The sequence below is a fragment of the Phycicoccus sp. CSK15P-2 genome (genome assembly GCF_016888005.1).
Lineage (GTDB): Bacteria > Actinomycetota > Actinomycetes > Actinomycetales > Dermatophilaceae > Phycicoccus.
The window spans coordinates 155,805-173,055 of the sequence record NZ_JAFDVE010000011.1; the positions used below are offsets into that span (position 1 = coordinate 155,805).

14 protein-coding genes are annotated in these 17,251 nt (G+C 74.1%); 4 read left to right on the top strand and 10 right to left on the bottom strand.

The window, feature by feature from the left end; translation table 11 throughout:
- Window positions 1-2: 2 nt before the first annotated feature.
- Genes murG through JQN72_RS07675 form a run of 7 tightly spaced genes read right to left on the bottom strand, consistent with a single transcriptional unit; the run spans window position 3 to window position 9,674 of the window.
- Window positions 3-1,088, bottom strand: a complete 1,086-nt coding sequence (murG, locus tag JQN72_RS07645) for an undecaprenyldiphospho-muramoylpentapeptide beta-N-acetylglucosaminyltransferase (protein WP_307812503.1) — start codon at window positions 1,086-1,088, stop codon at window positions 3-5.
- Window positions 1,085-2,347 carry a putative lipid II flippase FtsW gene (ftsW, locus tag JQN72_RS07650; protein WP_204134569.1) on the bottom strand — a complete coding sequence of 421 codons (1,263 nt, stop codon included), beginning with the start codon at window positions 2,345-2,347 and terminating at the stop codon, window positions 1,085-1,087. The genes murG and ftsW overlap by 4 nt, the downstream gene beginning before the upstream one ends.
- Before the next feature lie 3 nt (window positions 2,348-2,350).
- On the bottom strand, window positions 2,351-3,841 hold the full coding sequence (murD, locus tag JQN72_RS07655) for a UDP-N-acetylmuramoyl-L-alanine--D-glutamate ligase (RefSeq protein WP_204134570.1): 1,491 nt from the start codon (window positions 3,839-3,841) through the stop codon (window positions 2,351-2,353).
- A complete protein-coding gene (gene mraY / locus JQN72_RS07660) occupies window positions 3,838-4,920 on the bottom strand; it encodes a phospho-N-acetylmuramoyl-pentapeptide-transferase (RefSeq protein WP_204134571.1) in 1,083 nt (360 codons plus the stop codon). The genes murD and mraY overlap by 4 nt, the downstream gene beginning before the upstream one ends.
- Window positions 4,917-6,320, bottom strand: a complete 1,404-nt coding sequence (gene murF / locus JQN72_RS07665; protein WP_204134572.1) for a UDP-N-acetylmuramoyl-tripeptide--D-alanyl-D-alanine ligase — start codon at window positions 6,318-6,320, stop codon at window positions 4,917-4,919. Before murF ends, mraY begins: the two co-directional genes overlap by 4 nt.
- Window positions 6,317-7,858 (bottom strand): UDP-N-acetylmuramoyl-L-alanyl-D-glutamate--2,6-diaminopimelate ligase, encoded by a 1,542-nt coding sequence (locus tag JQN72_RS07670; protein ID WP_204134573.1) that lies wholly within the window; start codon window positions 7,856-7,858, stop codon window positions 6,317-6,319. Before JQN72_RS07670 ends, murF begins: the two co-directional genes overlap by 4 nt.
- 10 nt (window positions 7,859-7,868) lie before the next feature.
- Window positions 7,869-9,674, bottom strand: a complete 1,806-nt coding sequence (locus JQN72_RS07675; RefSeq protein ID WP_204134574.1) for a penicillin-binding protein 2 — start codon at window positions 9,672-9,674, stop codon at window positions 7,869-7,871.
- On the opposite strand from JQN72_RS07675, the gene JQN72_RS07680 reads away from it, so the two are divergent.
- Complete coding sequence (locus JQN72_RS07680) at window positions 9,661-10,209, top strand: hypothetical protein (protein ID WP_204134575.1); 549 nt, start codon at window positions 9,661-9,663, stop codon at window positions 10,207-10,209. The two genes, JQN72_RS07675 and JQN72_RS07680, sit on opposite strands and share 14 nt — an antisense overlap.
- Here JQN72_RS07680 and JQN72_RS07685 read toward each other — a convergent pair.
- The 3 genes from JQN72_RS07685 to mraZ form a co-directional block, all read right to left on the bottom strand.
- Entirely contained in the window at window positions 10,172-10,627 is a 456-nt protein-coding gene (locus tag JQN72_RS07685; protein ID WP_204134576.1) for a hypothetical protein, read from the bottom strand. The two genes, JQN72_RS07680 and JQN72_RS07685, sit on opposite strands and share 38 nt — an antisense overlap.
- Window positions 10,624-11,601, bottom strand: a complete 978-nt coding sequence (rsmH, locus tag JQN72_RS07690) for a 16S rRNA (cytosine(1402)-N(4))-methyltransferase RsmH (protein WP_239100284.1) — start codon at window positions 11,599-11,601, stop codon at window positions 10,624-10,626. The genes JQN72_RS07685 and rsmH overlap by 4 nt, the downstream gene beginning before the upstream one ends.
- A gap of 185 nt (window positions 11,602-11,786) precedes the next feature.
- On the bottom strand, window positions 11,787-12,230 hold the full coding sequence (mraZ, locus tag JQN72_RS18315) for a division/cell wall cluster transcriptional repressor MraZ (protein WP_307812504.1): 444 nt from the start codon (window positions 12,228-12,230) through the stop codon (window positions 11,787-11,789).
- 391 nt (window positions 12,231-12,621) lie between these two features.
- On the opposite strand from mraZ, the gene JQN72_RS07700 reads away from it, so the two are divergent.
- From JQN72_RS07700 to JQN72_RS07710, 3 genes are read left to right on the top strand one after another with little or no spacing between them, the layout of a single operon-like run.
- Window positions 12,622-13,626 (top strand): AAA family ATPase, encoded by a 1,005-nt coding sequence (locus JQN72_RS07700; RefSeq protein ID WP_307812505.1) that lies wholly within the window; start codon window positions 12,622-12,624, stop codon window positions 13,624-13,626.
- Between the two features lie 7 nt (window positions 13,627-13,633).
- The gene (locus JQN72_RS07705; RefSeq protein WP_204134578.1) at window positions 13,634-14,905 is read left to right on the top strand and encodes a DUF58 domain-containing protein; all 1,272 of its coding nucleotides are present in this window, start codon (window positions 13,634-13,636) and stop codon (window positions 14,903-14,905) included.
- Window positions 14,902-17,184, top strand: a complete 2,283-nt coding sequence (locus JQN72_RS07710; protein WP_204134579.1) for a DUF3488 and transglutaminase-like domain-containing protein — start codon at window positions 14,902-14,904, stop codon at window positions 17,182-17,184. Before JQN72_RS07705 ends, JQN72_RS07710 begins: the two co-directional genes overlap by 4 nt.
- Window positions 17,185-17,251: the final 67 nt, after the last annotated feature.

Here is a 17,251-nt window from a genome sequence, read left to right on the forward strand (position 1 = left end):
GGTCACCGCCCCCGGGCGGCGACGACGAGGTCGGCGAGCTGCTCGTCGCCGTCCCGCTCCCCCACGGAGGCAGCGGCGGCGGCCATCCGGGCGAGGCGGTCGTCGTCGAGCGCCAGGGGGACGACGGTGTCCTGCACCCACGCCGCGTCGACGGCGGCGTCGTCGACGAGGAGCCCGCCCCCAGCCGCGACGGCCGTCGCGGCGTTGAGCCGCTGCTCGCCGTTGCCGATGGGCAGGGGGACGTAGACGGCCGGCAGCCCGACCGCGGTGAGCTCGCAGACCGTGTTCGCGCCGGACCGGGCGACGACGAGGTCGGCCGCGGCGTACGCGAGGTCCATCCGGTCGCAGTACTCGAGGACGCGGTACACCGCACCTGTGCTCTCCCCCGGGTCGACCGCCTTCCCCGCCCCGGTGACGTGCAGCACCTGCACCCCCGCTGCCGAGAGCGCACCGGCCGCGCCCTCGAACGCGGTATTGAGCCGGGCGGCGCCGAGGGAGCCGCCCGTGACGAGCAGGGTCGGAGCATCGGCGAGACCGAAGTGCTCGCGGGCCCGGGACCGCAGGGCCGGACGGTCGAGCGTGGCGATCTCGTGCCGCAGGGGCATCCCGGTGACCGTGGCGTGCGGCAGCGGCGTCCCGGGGAATGTGACCGCGACCTGCGCGGCGACCCGGGCGCCGAGCCGGTTGGCCAGGCCCGGGCGGGCGTTCTGCTCGTGGACGACGACGGGGACCCCCCGGCGGCGGGCCGCGAGATAGGCCGGCGAGGCGACGAAGCCCCCGAAGCCCACCACGACCTCGGCGCCCGTGGCGTCGAGGGCCTCCCCGGCGGCCCGGACCGCGCGGCGCAGGTTGCCCGGGAGGCGCAGCACGTCGGCGGACGGGCGCCGCGGGAACGGTACGCGGGGCACCTCGTGGAGCGGGTAGCCGCGCTCGGGCACGAGACGTGCCTCGAGCCCGGTCGCCGTCCCGAGCGCCGCGACGGCGACCTCGGGGTCCCTGCGGCGAAGACAGTCGGCGAGGGCGAGCAGCGGTGAGACGTGCCCGGCCGTCCCGCCCCCCGCGAGGAGGACCGAGCGCAGCTCGCTCACGAGCGTCCGCCCGGCCGGCGCACGACACCGGAGACGACCGACAGCGACCGGCGCAGCGAGGAAGGCCGCGCCGAGAGGCTCTCGGCGCAGCCCGGCTCGTTCCGCGCGAAGCACAGGAGGATGCCGAGGGCTCCCATCGTCGTGATGAGCGAGGACCCACCGGAGGACACGAGCGGCAGTGGGACACCGATGACCGGCAGGAGGCCGATGACCGCGCCGATGTTCACCGTGGCCTGCACGATGATCCACGTCATGATGCCGGCGGTCACCACCCGCACGAAGAAGTCGTCGGAGCGGCTGACGAGGCGGTAGCACGCGACCGCGAGACCGCCGAAGAGCAGGAGGATCGCGAGCGTGCCCGCCAGGCCGAGCTCCTCGCCGATGATCGCGAAGATGAAGTCGTTGTGCGGCTCGGAGAGCAGGCCCCACTTCTCGCGGCTCTCTCCGAGGCCGAGGCCGAGCCACCCGCCGTCGGCCAGCGCGTAGCGACCGTGGATCGGCTGCCGGGCCGGGCCGTCGATGTCGGTGTCGCGCCCCAGCCAGACGTCGAAGCGGCCGAGCCGGTTCGAGCTCGTGAGGACGAATGTGACGGCCATCCCGACGAAGGGCACGCCGGCGACGGCGAACCAGCGCAGCGGGACCCCGGCCGCGAAGAGCACACCGGCCACGACCGCGCCGAGCACGAGGACGGTCCCGAGGTCCTCGCCGAGGAGGACCAGGCCGATGGCGACCGCGACCATCGGCACGAGGTACGGCACGAGCACGTGCGAGAAGGACGAGAGGTGGCGCCGCTTGCGCGAGAGGACGGCGCCGCCGGTGAGGGCCAGGCCGAGCTTGATCGCCTCGGACGGCTGGATGTTGACCGGCCCGAGGTGGACCCAGTTCCGGTTGCCCTGGAACCCGCCGCCGAGCGAGGTGAAGACGAGTAGCTGCAGGACGATGCCGACGAGCAGGACGGGCAGCGCGAGCCGCTTCCAGCCCCGCACCGGGACCCTCGCGGCGACGAACAGGACGACGGTACCGATGGCCGCGTACATCGCCTGGTTCGTGAAGATCGAGAAGGCCGACCGCTGCTCGCTGCTGGCCAGCGAGACGATGGAGCTCGCCGACAGCACCATGATGAGGCCGAACACGACGAGCGCCACGGTGAGCGAGAGCAGCAGGTAGTACGTGGTCACGGGCGACTCGAGGCGGGCGGCCCAGGCCCGCAGCCGGGCCGGGGCGCCGGGACCGGGCGCCGGTGCGGTGGTGCTCGTCACGGGCTACCCCCGGGTGTCGAGCCGCCGCACCGCCGAGGAGAAGGCGTCGCCGCGCGCACCGTAGTTCGCGAACATGTCCATGGACGCGGCGGCGGGGGCGAGCAGCACGACGTCGCCCTCCCGGGCGAGCGAGAGCGCGTCGGCCACCACCTGGTCCATGGCACCAGTGTCGGTACGGGCGACGTCGACGACGGGGACATCCGGCGCGTGTCGGGCGAGTGCGTCGGAAATGGCCGCCCGGTCACGGCCCAGCAGGACGACCCCGCGGAGCCGGCCGGCGGCGGACGCGACGAGCTCGTCGACGTCGGCGCCCTTGAGCAGGCCGCCCGCGACCCAGACGACGTGCTCGAAGGCGGCCAGGCTCGCGGCCGCCGCGTGCGGGTTGGTCGCCTTGGAGTCGTCGACCCACCGCACGCCGCGCACGACCCCGAGGTCGGCGATCCGGTGCGGCTCCGGGGTGAAGTCGCGCATGCCCTGCCGCACGGCCGCAGGCGGCACGCCGTGGGCCCGGGCCAGCGCCGCGGCGGCGAGGGCGTTCGCGACGAGATGGGGTGCCGGCGGCGGGGCGTCCGGCCCGGCGCGCAGGTCGTCGAGGGTCCCGAGCTCGGCGGCCGAGGTGCGGCGCTCCTCGACGAACGCGCGGTCGGCGAGGACGTCGTCGACGAGCCCGACCTCCGAGAGCCGTGGCGTCGCGAGCGTGAACCCGACGGCGCGGCAGCCCTCCCGGACCTCGGCGTCCTCGACGAGGTGCATCGTCACCTCGTCCTGGACGTTGTAGACGCAGGCGACCTCGGTGTTCGCGTAGACCCGGCCCTTGGCCCGGGTGTACTCCTCGAGCGAGCCGTGCCAGTCGACGTGGTCGGGAGCGACGTTGAGGCAGACCGAGGCGCGCGGGGCGATCGAGTGCGACCAGTGCAGCTGGAAGCTCGAGAGCTCGACGGCGAGGACGTCGTAGGGCTCGGGGTCCATGACGGCCTCCAGCACGGCCGTGCCGACGTTGCCGACGCTGCGGGCACGCAGCCCGGCGGCGCGCAGCATCGCGGTGAGCATCCGGACCGTCGTCGTCTTCCCGTTCGTGCCCGTGACGGTGAGCCACGGGGCCGCGCCGGTGGCGGGACGCAGCCGCCACGCGAGCTCGACCTCACCCCAGACCGGCACCCCGGCCCGGGCCGCGGCCACGAGGAGCGGCTGGTCCGGACGCCAGCCCGGTGAGGTGACGACGAGGTCGGCGGGCTCGTCCGGCAGGGCCCGCACGGCGGGCTCGCCGTAGCGCAGCCGCGCGCCGAGGATGTCGAGGATCCGGGCCCGTTCCTCCATCGGAGAGCCCTCGGCCGGCTCGGTGGCGTCGACGACGGTGACGGCGGCCCCGCGGTCGAGGAGGGCGTCGGCGGCGGCGAACCCGCTGACCCCGAGCCCCGCGACGACGGCGCGCAGCCCCGCCCAGTCGGCGTCGCGGGAGGTCAGACCGGCGGTGCGGGCGGACCCGGTGGTCATCCGGCGCTCACGACCCACTCGGCGTAGAAGAGCCCGAGCCCGAGCGCGACGAAGAGGCCGGAGATGATCCAGAACCGGATGACGATCGTGACCTCCTGCCACCCGATGAGCTCGAAGTGGTGTTGCAGGGGTGCCATCCGGAACACCCGTTTGCCGGTGGTCTTGAACGAGGCGACCTGGATGATGACCGACAGCGTGATCGTCACGAAGAGACCGCCCAGGATGACGACGAGCAGCTCGGTGCGGGTCAGCACGGCCAGGCCGGCGAGTGCCCCGCCGAGGGCGAGCGAGCCGGTGTCGCCCATGAAGATCTTCGCGGGTGAGGCGTTCCACCACAGGAAGCCGAAGCAGGCGCCCATCCCGGCCGCGGCCACGATCGCGAGGTCGTGCGGGTCGCGTACCTCGTAGCACTTGGTCCCCGGGTTCCACTGGCAGTTCTGGTTGAACTGCCAGATGCCGATGAGCACGTACGCGGCGAAGACCATGGCCGAGGTCCCCGTCGCGAGGCCGTCCAGGCCGTCGGTGAGGTTCACGCCGTTGGACGTGCCGGCCACGATGATGTTCGCCCAGAGGACGAACAGCACGACGCCCAGGACGGTGCCCGCGAAGGCGAAGTCGATCGGGGTGTCCCGCACGAACGAGACCGCGGTCGAGGCCGGGGTCCGGAACGACGAGTTGGGGAACTGCAGCGCGAGGATCGCGAAGAGCACCGCGACGAGCGTCTGTCCCGCGAGCTTCTCCCGGGAGCGCAGGCCGAGGCTGCGCTGCTTGCTGATCTTGATGTAGTCGTCGAGGAACCCGACGAGCCCCATGCCGGTCATGAGGAAGAGGACGAGCATCCCGCTGACCGACGGCAGCTGGCCCGTGAAGACGTGGGCGAGGGCGTACGCCACGAGGGAGGCCAGGACGATGACCGCACCGCCCATCGTCGGCGTACCGCGCTTGGTGTGGTGCGACGTGGGGCCGTCATCGCGGATGAACTGGCCGTAGCCGCGCTTGACGAGCAGGCGGATGAAGGCCGGCGTGCCGAAGAGGGACAGGACGAGCGAGACGACGGCAGCGATGAGGACGGCCTTCACGTCGTCTGCTCCTCGGGGCTCGCCAGTCGGTCTCCGAGCAACCGTAGCCCGGCGTCCCGGCTCGACTTGAACAGGGCCACGTCGCCCGCGCGCAGCTCGTCGCGCAGCAGCGCCTCGGCGGCCTCGGCGTCGGCCACCGCGCGGACGCGGGTCGCGCCGCCCACCGCCCGCGCACCGTCCGCCAGGGGGCGGGCGACCGCGCCGACGACGAGCAGCTCGTCGACCCCGCGGGCCACGGCCTCGGCACCGACCTCGGCGTGGAGGGCGTCCGAAAGGTCGCCGAGCTCGAGCATCGTCCCCAGCACCGCCCAGGTCCGCCGCCCCTCCCCGACCCGCTCCAGTGCCTCGAGTGCGGCGCGCATCGAGTCGGGGTTGGCGTTGTACGCGTCGTTGACCAGCGTCACCCCGTCCGGGCGCTCCGTGACCTCCATCCGCCAGCGGCTCACCGGCCGGGCCTCGGCCAGGGCGTCGACGGCGTCGTCGAGGGAGAGCCCGAGCTCGAGCGCCACGGCGAGCACCGCGAGGGCGTTGCCGACGTGGTGGCGTCCGACGAGCCCGAGGGAGAGGCGGGCCGTCGCTCCGCCGGTGGTCACGGTGCACGAGGGGCGGCCCGCGGCGTCCAGGGACACCCCGGTGGCGCGGACGTCGGCGTCGTCGGCCTCGCCGACGAGGACGACGCGCGCGTCGGTCGCACCGGCCATGGCGCGCACGACGGGGTCGTCGGCGTTGAGGACCGCGAGGCCGTCCGCGGGCAGCGCGGCAGGCAGCTCGGACTTGGCCCGGCCGATCGCCTCGCGCGAGCCGAACTCTCCGACGTGCGCCGTGCCGACGTTGAGGACCACGCCGACCCGCGGCGGGGCCATCGTCGCGAGGTAGGCGATGTGCCCGGCGCCGCGCGCGCCCATCTCGACGACGAGGACGCGTGTGTCCGGCTCGACCCGGCACACGGTGAGGGGGACGCCGACCTCGGAGTTGTAGGAGCCGACGGGGGCGACCGTCGGGCCGACGGCACCGAGGACGGCACCCAGGAGGTCCTTCGTGCTGGTCTTGCCCGAGCTGCCGGTGACCCCGACGACCGCGAGGTGGGGGCTGCGGTCGACGACGGCCCGGGCGATCGCCGCGAAGGCGTCCTGGGTGTCCTCGACGACGAGACACGGCAGCCCCTCGAGGGGCCGGGTGGTCACCGCGGCGACGCAGCCGGCCTCGACGGCGTCCGCCGCGAAGTCGTGCCCGTCGGCGTGCTCACCGACCCGGGCGACGTAGAGGCCACCGGGACCGGCCTCCCGCGAGTCCGTGACGACGGGCCCGTCGACGAGCACGCTCGTCGCGTCTCCCTCGGGGACGCCGGTGAGGGTCCCGCCGGTGACGACGGCGACCTCGGCGAGCGGGATGGGGATCATCGGGCCTCCGCCCCGGCGGCCCGGGCCAGGGCCTCGCGGAGCTCGTCGCGGTCGTCGAAGGGGTGCACGACTCCCCCGACGTCCTGACCGGTCTCGTGGCCCTTGCCGACGACGGCGACCGTGGCGTCCCGCCCGTCGGCCCAGACGGCGGCGACGGCCTCGCGGATGGCCTGCCGCCGGTCGCCGACGACGACGACCTCGACGTCCCGGCCCGCCGCACGGACCTCGTCGGCGCCCGCCCGGACGGCGTCGCGGATGTCGGCCGGGTCCTCGGAGCGCGGGTTGTCGTCGGTGACGACGACGAGGTCGGCGGCCTGGGCCGCGGCCGCCCCCATCGCACGACGCTTCTCGCGGTCGCGGTCGCCGCCGGCACCGGTGACGCACACGAGGCGTCCCGGTGTCGTGGGGCGCAGCGCCTCGAGCGCGGCGCGGATCGCGTCCGGGGTGTGCGCGTAGTCGACCACCGCGAGCGGCTGGTCGAGGTCGCCACCCAGGACGACGCGCTCCATCCGGCCGGGGACGTGCGGGGCGACGAGCACGGCGCGGGCCACGGCGTCCGGATCCTCGCCGAGGAGCACGAGGGCGGCGGCGGCCATCGCGGTGTTCGTCACGTTGAACGCGCCCGGGAGGCCGGACCTGAGGTCGAGGTCGATGGCGTCCGGGCCGGTGAGGCGGAACGCCGCCGGGTCCGAGGCATCCGGGTGCACGACCCAGTCGGCGCGGCCACCGGTGGCCAGCGTCCGCACCGGAACCCCGGCGGAGCCGGCCAGCCGTCTCCCCCAGCCGTCGTCGACGCAGACGAGGCCGCGCCGGGCCCGCTCCGGGGTGAAGAGGGACGCCTTGGCGACGAAGTAGTCGTCCATGTCGGCGTGGTAGTCGAGGTGGTCCTGCGAGAGGTTCGTGAACAGCGCGACGTCGTAGACGGCCCCGTCGACGCGGTGCTGTACGAGGGCGTGGCTCGAGACCTCCATGACGCACGTGTCCAGGCCGCGCTCGGCCATGACCGCGAGGAGGGCGTGCAGGTCGGGCGCCTCCGGGGTCGTCCGCACGCTGCCGACCCGTTCGTCACCGATGCGCGTCTCGACGGTACCGATCAACCCTGGTCGGCGACCGAGCGCGGTGAGGGCGGAGTGCACGAGGTGGGCGGTGGTCGTCTTGCCGTTGGTGCCGGTGATGCCCACGAGCCGCAGTGGGGTCGACTCGGTGCCGTAGAGCCGGGCCGCAACCGCACCGAGGACCCCCCGGGGGTCGGGCACCTCGAGGACCGGGAGCCCGACCCCTGCGGCGTCCAGGCGGGCCCGGCCGCCGGCGTCGGTGAGGACCGCGGCAGCTCCGGCGTCCCGGGCGGAGAGCGCGAAGTCCGCGCCGTGGACGTGCGCGCCGGGCAGGGCCGCGTAGAGGTCGCCGGGACGCACGGCACGCGAGTCGAGGGTGGCGCCGAGCACCTCCGTGGCGGGCTGCGGACCGGGTAGCCCGAGGAGCGCCGCGACCTCCCGGAGCGGGGTGCGGCGAGGAGAGGTCGGGCGGGGGGACACCACGCGCAGGACCCTATCGCTTGGGGTGCTTGACGCCGTCACGCAGGACGTCGGGGTCCTTCAGGGCCTTCCCGGGGTCGACCTCGAGGGTGAGCTTCCGGCTCTTGCTCCCCGTCGGGGGCACCCGCAGCTCCTGCAGCGCGTAGGTCATGACGTCCTTGAAGACCGGGCCGGCGACGTAACCACCGAAGAACGGGTAGGTCGGCTTCTGGACGATGACGGCGACGACGATCTCCGGGTCGTCCGCCGGCGCGTATCCGATGAAGCTCGCGGTCTTCCCGCTGTAGCGGCCCACCCGGGAGTCGTAGTACTCGGCGGTGCCGGTCTTGCCCGCGACGCGGTAGCCCGGGATCTGCGCCTCCTCCGCGGTGCCCTCGTCGCTCACCACACCCTCGAGCATGGCCGAGACGTCCTCGGCGGTCTGCGTCGACACGACCCGCTGGGGCGTCGCCTCGGGAGCGTGCCGCACCGTGCCGTCGGCCTCGGTCACGCCGTCGACGAGGCGCGGGGTCATCCGCACGCCCCCGTTGGCGATGGTCTGGAACACCGAGGCCGCCTGCACGGCGGTGACCGAGATGCCCTGTCCGTAGGCGACCGTGGCGCGCTGGGTGCCGCTCCACGTGTCCGACGGCGGGAGGAGGCCCGCGGACTCGCCGGGGTAGCCGAGCCCGGACCGCGAGCCGAGGCCGAAGGAGCGGAAGTAGCGCTCGAGGGTGGCCGGCTTGAGGGTCTCGCTGACGAGGACCGTCCCGATGTTGCTCGACTCCGCGAGGGTGCCCGCGACCGTGCGGTACTCGGTGGGGTGGTCGTGGCTGTCCTTGAAGCTCGCGTCGTAGCGCGGCAGCCGGTTCGGGATGACGACCGGGGTCGACGGCGTGACGGTGCCCTCCTCGAGAGCCGCCGACATCGTCATGATCTTCGCCGTGGAGCCGGGCTCGAAGACGTCCGAGAACGCCTTGTTGTCGAGGTGCACGCCCTTCTTCCCGATGTCGGTGTCCGGGTCGAACGTCGGGTAGGACGCCACGCTCAGGAGGTCGCCGGACCTGGCGTTCATGATGACGACCGTCCCCGAGGTCGCCTTGGTCTCCTTGATCCGCTGGGCCAGCGCGTTCTGCGCGTACCACTGGAGCGAGGAGTTGATCGTGAGGCTGACGTCCCGGCCGTCGACCGCGGGGGTCGAGGTCGACTCCCCCGCGGGGATGGCCGTGCCGTCGCGACCCCGCTCGAAGGTGATCTTCCCCGGGGTGCCCTGGAGGTCCTCGTCGACCATGAGCTCGACGCCGCCGCCGGGGTCGCCGTTGTCGAGGACGTACCCGACGAGGGCAGCGGTCGTCTGGCCCTGGGGGTAGACCCGCTCGGACCGCGTCTCCCGGCGGTCGCTCGCGATCCCGGGGATCCCGAGCTCGGCGATCTTGTTCCAGGTCAGCGGGGTGACGTCCTTGCTGAGGATGCGGTACTTGCTGTCGCCGGTGAGCTGCTCGACGAGCTCGCTCCGGGGCGTGCCGAGCAGCGGCGAGAGCTTCTCGGCGGCGGCCTCGACGGCCGCCTTCGAGGTCTCGGGCGCGCACGTGGGCTTCTTCGTGCGGTACGTGCACACGGCCTGCTGGTTGACGACGACGACCTCGCGGACGACGCTCGACGCGAGCACCGTGCCGTCGCTGGAGAGGACCTGACCACGCATCGCAGGGATGATCTGCGCGGTCACGCGGTTGGCCTCGGCCTCGGAGGCGACGGCGTGCGCGTCGAGTCCCTGGATCCGGACGAGCTGGGCCCCGAAGACGCTGAGGACGAAGACGGCGGCCACGGTGAGGCTGCGCATCCGGCGCCGGCTGCTCGGGCCCGGACCGGGCGCGCTGCGGCGCCGACGGCGCGGGGGGGCCTTGGGCGGCGGCGGCCGGCGGCGGCCGGACGTCGACCCGCCGCGCCCCGTCGTCGGGCCCCGGCCACCGCGGCCACCGGCCTTCACCGAGGCCGCGGCCCGACTCGACGCCTTCGTCCCGGACGCCTTCTTCGCCGGCGCCTTCGTCGACGTGGCCTTCGTCGCCGGCGTCCCACCCGACCGCCCCTTCGCCGCAGCGGGACCCGGGGACGGGGTCCGCGTCCCCGGAGCCGGGCTCTTGGCGGTCCGGCGCTCCCCCGACGCCCCGCCGGGGGCCGGGCCCGTGGCGCGGCGCCGCGCCGGGGACGACGAGCCGTCCCGAGTGGTGCGCCCGCCCGGGGACGCCGCGCGGCCGGTCCCACCGGACGCGCGAGAGCGCCCGTTCGGGGGCTTCTTCGGTGGCGTCACTGGGTCTCCGTGCTCGTGGTCGGTGCGGGTCAGCGGCTGGTCGAGGACGCGGAACGGGCTTCGGTGACCACCTTGAACCGCTTGTCGGCCTTCGCCTTCTTCGCCACGCCGACGACCTTGCCGTCGGCGAGGCGCAGGAAGACCGGCGTCTCGGCCGGCACCATGCCGAGGCTGCGTGCCTCGCGGGCGAGGGGTCCCGGTCCGGACACGGCGTCGAGGTCGTGGCTGAGGTCGTCCCGGGCGTCGGTCAGCTCGTCGGAGCGGTGCTGGAGGTCGCGGATCGTGTACGACCCCTTGGCCATCTCCGTGTTGAGGAGGAGCACCGACACGAACCCCCCGAGGAGGAGCAGCACGCAGAGCGCGATGAACGCCGCGTTGCCCTCGGGAGCGGGTGGTGCGACGACCCGGAGCCGACGCGGGGTCGGGCCGCTCGCGCGGCGGGGTGCGGGACGGTGCTGCGGCCGGGCGACGGCACTCTGGCTCATGCGGGAGCTCCCTTCGGCGAGAGTCGCTCGGCCGCGCGCAGGCGGGCCGAGGCGGACCTGGGGTTGTCGTGCTGCTCGGTGTCGGTCGGGACCTCGGCCCCACGGGTGAGGAGCCGGAGGTAGGGGGCGTGCTCCGGGAGCTCGACGGGCATCCCGGCCGGGGTTCGGCTGCGGGAGCCGTGCGCCAGGGCCCGCTTGGTGATCCGGTCCTCGAGCGAGTGGTAGGACAGGACCGCGATCCGCCCCCCGGGCTCGAGCGAGGCGATGGCGGAGTCGACCGCCCGCTCCCAGACGTCGAGCTCGGCGTTGACCTCGATGCGCAGCGCCTGGAAGGTGCGCTTCGCCGGGTGTCCTCCGGTGCGCTGCAACGCCGCGGGCACGGCGGACCGGATGGTCTCGACGAGCCGGGCCGAGGTCGTGAACGGCTCCTTCTCGCGCTCGCGGAGGACCGCCGAGGCGATCCGGCCGGCGAAGCGCTCCTCGCCGTAGGTGCGGAGCACCCGGGCGAGGTCGCCGTGCGCGTACGTGTTGAGGACGTCCGCGGCCGTGCGACCACGGGTCTGGTCCATCCGCATGTCCAGCGGCGCGTCGTGCCGGTACGCGAACCCGCGCTCGGCCTCGTCGAGCTGGAGCGAGGAGACCCCGAGGTCGAAGAGGATGCCGCGGGCCGTGCCGTCGGCGACCCGCTCCAGGACCTCGGCGACGTCGTCGTAGACCGCGTGCACCGCGGTGAACCGGTCACCGAAGGGCGCGAGCCGCTCCTCGGCGAGGGCGATCGCGTCGGTGTCGCGGTCGAGGCCGACGACGCGCGCCCGGGGACAGCGGCGCAGGATCGCCTCGGTGTGCCCGCCCATCCCGAGCGTGCCGTCGACGCACACGCTGCCCGGAGCGTCGAGGGCGGGCGCGAGGAGGTCGACGACGCGGTCGAGCATCACCGGGACGTGTCGTGCTCCGGTGTCGTCGGGTGCGGTCATCGCTGCTCCTCTCGCGGATGTCGCGGTGCACTGCTGGTGCGTGGTGGTCGGTGCGGGTCGACCCGGCGGCGGGTCCCCATCCGATCCGGCCCGGCGCGGGGGAAGGCGCGTCGGGTGCGGGTCGGCTGGAGGCCTGCGGGCGGGTCGGCCGCTCGTCGTTCCTGTGGTCGGTGTGGCCGGGCGGGTCAGAGTCCGGGGACCACCTCCTCCGTCCCGGCGGAGTACGCCGAGTAGGCCGGCATGACCTCGGCGAGGTAGGCCTCCCAGCGGGTCGTGTCCCAGACCTCGAGGCGGCTGCCGTTGCCGATGACCGTGCAGTCCTTGTCGAGCCCGGCGTAGCCGCGCAGCGGCGCGGGGATGGTGACCCGGCCCTGCTTGTCGGGGGTGTCCGGGTGGGCGCTGGCCCGGAAGACGCGGACGAAGTCGCGGACGGTCTTCGACGAGCCCGGGGCCTTCTGCATCTCCTGGGAGATCCGGTGGAACTCGGCGGTCGGGAAGACGTAGAGGCAGCCCTCCTGGCCGGTCGTCACGACGAGCCCCTCGGCGAGCGCACCACGGAACCGGGCGGGGAGGAACAGGCGGCCCTTGTCGTCGAGCCGGGGCGTGTGGGTACCGAGGAACTCGTCCACGACGCCACCTCCTCGACCCGCCCGGAGGGTTCCCTCGACCTCCGGATCACTCCACTTTACTCCACCTGCTTCCCCCAGGAGACCATACTTCTGACGAAAGTGGTCTGATTTGACATAAAAATGCAGGTCAGTGCCGGTGGAGTGAAGTGGAGGGGATGAGACCCTCGCTCCCCAGAAGGTCCGATGAACCGGGGCCGAGGAAGACGGCGAGCGCCTCGGGTCCCGGGACGGGGAGCACCGTGGAGGGCCCGTGGGGCGTCGTGGGGACATCCGGTGGGGCAGGGTGGGACGAAGCACGTGCGTCGCGTCGTTGCCGTGTAGCAAGATCGTGGGCACGCCGCGCCCGCCCGTGTCGTTGGGCAGGGACCGGACAGACGAAAGGGACCATCGCGTGAGCGACCTCCAGCACGACCGCCCCCCGGCCACCGACCCCGCCGCGCGGGGCGCCTCCCTCGACCAGGTGCTCCAGGTCTGCGGGTCGCTCGCGGCCGCGATGAACTCCGTGATCGAGGGCAAGCAGTCCGTCGTCCGCACGGCGATCACGGTGCTGCTCGCCGAGGGCCACCTCCTCGTGGAGGACGTCCCCGGGGTGGGCAAGACCCTCCTGGCCAAGACCCTCGGCCGGTGCATCGACGCCTCGGTCCGGCGCGTGCAGTTCACGCCCGACCTCCTGCCGAGCGACATCACCGGCGTCTCGGTGTTCAACCAGGACGTCCGGGACTTCGAGTTCCGTCCCGGCGCGATCTTCGCCAACGTCGTCGTGGGGGACGAGATCAACCGGGCCTCACCGAAGACCCAGAGCGCACTGCTGGAGTCGATGGAGGAGGGGCAGGTCACCGTCGACGGGACGACGTACACCCTCCCCCGGCCGTTCATCGTCATGGCCACCCAGAACCCCATCGAGATGGAGGGCACCTACCCGCTGCCGGAGGCCCAGCGCGACCGCTTCATGGCCCGGATCTCGATGGGCTACCCGTCGGCCCGGTCCGAGCTCGAGATGCTCGAGGTGCACGGCGGCGCCTCGCCCCTCGACGCGCTCCAGCCCGTCACCGACGCCGCGACGATTCAGGCGATGGTCGAGGCCGTGCGCTCGGTGCACGCCGCGCCCGCGGTGCGGCAGTACGTCGTCGACCTCGCGCACGCGACCCGGTCCAGCTCGGCCCTCCGGCTCGGCGCCTCGCCGCGCGCCACTCTGCACCTCCTGCGCGCCGCCCGCGCACACGCGGCCCTCTCCGGGCGCGACCACGTCCTGCCCGACGACGTCCAGCAGGTCGTCGTCCCGGTCCTCGCCCACCGGCTCATGCCCACCGGCGAGACCCAGATGGCCCGGCGCAGCACGGCGGACGTGCTCGGCGACCTCCTCCAGCGGGTCCGGGTCCCCGCGCCGACCCGGTGACCCGGTCGTGCGGGCCCTGCGACGCACACTGACGACCCGGGGGGCGTCCTTCACCGGCTGCGGCCTCGCGCTCGTCGGCTCCGGCATGCTCCTCGGACAGCCGGACGTCACCCGCGTCGGCGTGCTCCTCGTCACCCTCGTCGCCGTGTCGCTCGTCGTCGTCCGGCGCCACGGGCTGCACCTGCAGGTGAGCCGCGACGTCGAGCCCGGCCGCGTGGTCATGGACGAGCGGTCCCTCGTGACGGTGCGCATCCACAACGGCGAGGCATCCCCCGCCCCGGTGCTCATGGCCGAGGACTCCATCGACTACGCCCTCGGTGACCGTCCGCGTTTCGTCCTTCCCTCGCTGCGTCCCGGCACGTCCCGCGAGGTCCAGTACACCGTCCGGTCGCACAGCCGCGGCGTCCATCACATCGGCCCGCTGCGGGTGCGCGTCCGCGACCCGTTCGGCCTCACGCTGCGGACCGCGTCGGTGAGCGGGCAGACCGAGATCATCGTGCTCCCCCGCGTCGTGCCGCTGTCCGCAGGGCAGTCCCTCGGCTCCGGGATCGGCAGCGAGGGCGCGATCCCGCACATGGTGGCCCTGCACGGCGAGGACGACCAGACGATCCGCGAGTACCGGGACGGCGACGACCTCCGGCGCATCCACTGGCCGGCGACCGCCCGTACCGGTGCGCTCATGGTCCGCCAGGAGGACCGGCCCGCGAAGCGGCGAGCGGTGGTCCTGCTCGACACCCGGGCGATCGGCCACGGGGGCACCGGTCGGGCGAGCTCGCTCGAGTGGAGCATCACGACCGTCGCCTCGCTCGTCGCCCACCTCGTCGACGGCGCCCACGCCGTGCACCTCCTCGTGCCGGACCCCGGGTCGGACCGGGGCACACGCCACGACGACACCCTGGACGGAGCCCTCGACGCGCTCGCCCGGGTGGGTACCGGCGACGCCGAGGACGCGATGCGCGCCGTACTCCACGACGCCGCCGGCTTCAGCGCCCAGGGCGGCCTGGTCGTCTACGTCGGGGGCCCGCTCACCGACGACGACGCCCACGCGCTGGCTGCGCTGCGCCAACCGGGCTCGAGTGCCGTGGCCATGGTCGTCGACCCGGCCGCCTTCGACGGCCACCGCCCACCGCTCCGGGGTGGCGCGCTGCGCGCCGAGACCACCTGCGCCACGCTGCGCGCGTCGGGCTGGCTCACGACCTCCGTCGAGCCCCCCACGAGCCCTGCCGACGCCTGGTCCGAGGTGGTCGGCAGCACCGCCGTCGCGGGAGTGGCCGGATGAGCCGCGCCCGTCCGGTCGAGACCGCCCTCGGTGCGGTCGCCACCCTCGCCGTCACGCTCCCGCTGCTCGACCTCTTCTCCCCCGCCTCGGCGTGGAGCAGCCCGAGTGCGGTGCTCGTCATCGCCGTCGTGGTCACGGGCCTGCTGCTGCGCACCGTGACGTCGGTGCGGCCGCTCGTCGTCCTCGCCCAGCTCGTGGTGCTCGCCCAGGGCACCGCGCTGCTCCACGGCCGGGGACATCTGTGGTCGGGCATCCTGCCCTCCGCCGAGACCGTGCACGCCTTCGGCATCCTCCTGACCGACGCATACCGGGTCGTGACCACGTTCGCCGCCCCGGCGCCGACCGACCGTGGCATCGCGCTCGGGGTGAGCCTTCTCGTCGGGCTCACCGCGGTGGCGGTCGACGCCTGCGCCGTCACGTACCGCTCCCCCGCGGCGGCGGGCGTGCCGCTGCTCACGGCGTTCCTGGCCGGAGCCACCAACACCAGCGCCGGCCTGGCCGCCTGGCTCGTCGTGCCCCCGGCGCTCTGCTGGCTGGCCATGGTCGGACGCCAGGGGGTCCGGAGCATGCAGACCTGGGGAGGGAGCCCGGCGACGAGCAGCGGCTCCGACCCGGTCGCGAGCTTCGCGACTCTCGCCCGGGTCGTCGGCGTGCTGGCCCTCGTCGCGGCGGTCGCCATGCCGGGTCTGCTCCCCCACCTGCCGACGACGTTCGTCGCCGAGGGGCTGGCGCGTGGCGCGGGCAACGGCAAGAGCAGTGGCCCGCTGCGCCTCTCGACGAGCATCGACATCGCCCGTGACCTCGCGAGCCGCTCGACGGCTCCCGTCCTCGTCTACAAGACCACGGCGTCGTCCCCGGAGCCGTTGCGGGTGGGCGTCCTCGACGACTACCGCGCCGGCCAGTGGCGTTCCACGAACGACGTCACCTTCGTGCCGCTCGACGGGCGGCTACCGGGCAGCCAGGCAGGTCCTGCGGTCACGCGGACGGTCGAGCGGATCGAGGTCGGCGAGTCCTCCGTCGGGGTGCCCCAGGTGGCGCTGCCGCCGAACACGCTGGGCACGCCCTTCCCGACCGGCTCGTGGCGCGTCACCGGGGCGGGGCTCGTCGAGCTCACCCGTCAGGTGCGGTCCTACACCGCCGAGTACGAGGCGCTGCAGCCGGAGCCGGAGCAGTTCGGTACGTTCGCCGACCTGCGGGGGTCCGGTCAGGACGTGCGGGTCGACCCCCAGGCCGAGGCGACCGTGCGGCAGCTGCTCGGCGACATCACCGACGAGGCCGGTGCCGGCACCCCTCTCGAGGTGGCCGTCGCGATCCAGGACCACCTGCGTGGTCCGACGTACGTGTACTCCGAGGAGCTCGCCGACGACACCGCCGAGGGCCGGCGGCCGGAGGAGCCGCTCGTCCGCTTCTTCGAGACCCGGCGCGGGTACTGCGTGCAGTTCGCCAGCGCGATGATCATGCTCGCCCGGGCCGCCGGCATCCCGGCGCGGATGGCGGTCGGCTTCCTGCCGGGATCCCTCGACAACGGTGAGCGGGTCGTACGGGCCGACGACGCACACGCCTGGCCCGAGCTCTACTTCCCCGACCTGGGTTGGATGCGCTTCGAGCCCACCCCGGGTGTCCGTAGCGGCATCGCCCCCGCCTACACGCGGGAGCTGACCGCACCCGAGAACAACGCCCTGCCCGTCCCGACCGCCTCGGCGTCGACCGACGCCGACGACCCGGCGCGGCCGGAGGAGGAGGACACGACCCAGGACCCGCTGGTCACCGACACGACCCCGGTGACCGGTGTGCTGGACGTCGTGGTCAGGAGCTGGCCGACCGTCGCCGGGGTGGTCGGGGTGCTCGTCCTCGCCTCCCTGACCCCCCTCGGTGCCTGGCTGGCCCGACGACGGGCCAGGGCGCGGGCCCGCGACGACGCCGACCTCGTCGAGGCCGAGTGGCAGTCGCTGCTGCTCCGGCTCGGGGACGTCGGGCTCGTCCCCGGCCCCGGCGTCACACCACGGCAGGCCTCGAAGCAGATCCGGTCCGCGGCATACCTCTCGGCCGAGGAGGGGGAAGCCCTCGAGCGCGTGGTCGGCGTCCTCGAGACCGCCCGCTACGCCCGGCCGGGCGCGGCCCTCGACGACGTCGAGGCCGACGCACGCACCGTGTGGCGGGCGGCCTTGGGGCGTCGTCGGCGCCGGGACCGCGTGCGCGCGCTCATGCTGCCCGAGGAGGGACGACGACACTGGCTCTCCCTCGTACGCCGGACGCGCGACCGAGCACCACACGCCTGAGCCCCACGCACCGCCCGGCACCGGAGCCCCGCTCGACGACGGCGTGCCCGACGACGGCGTGCCGGAC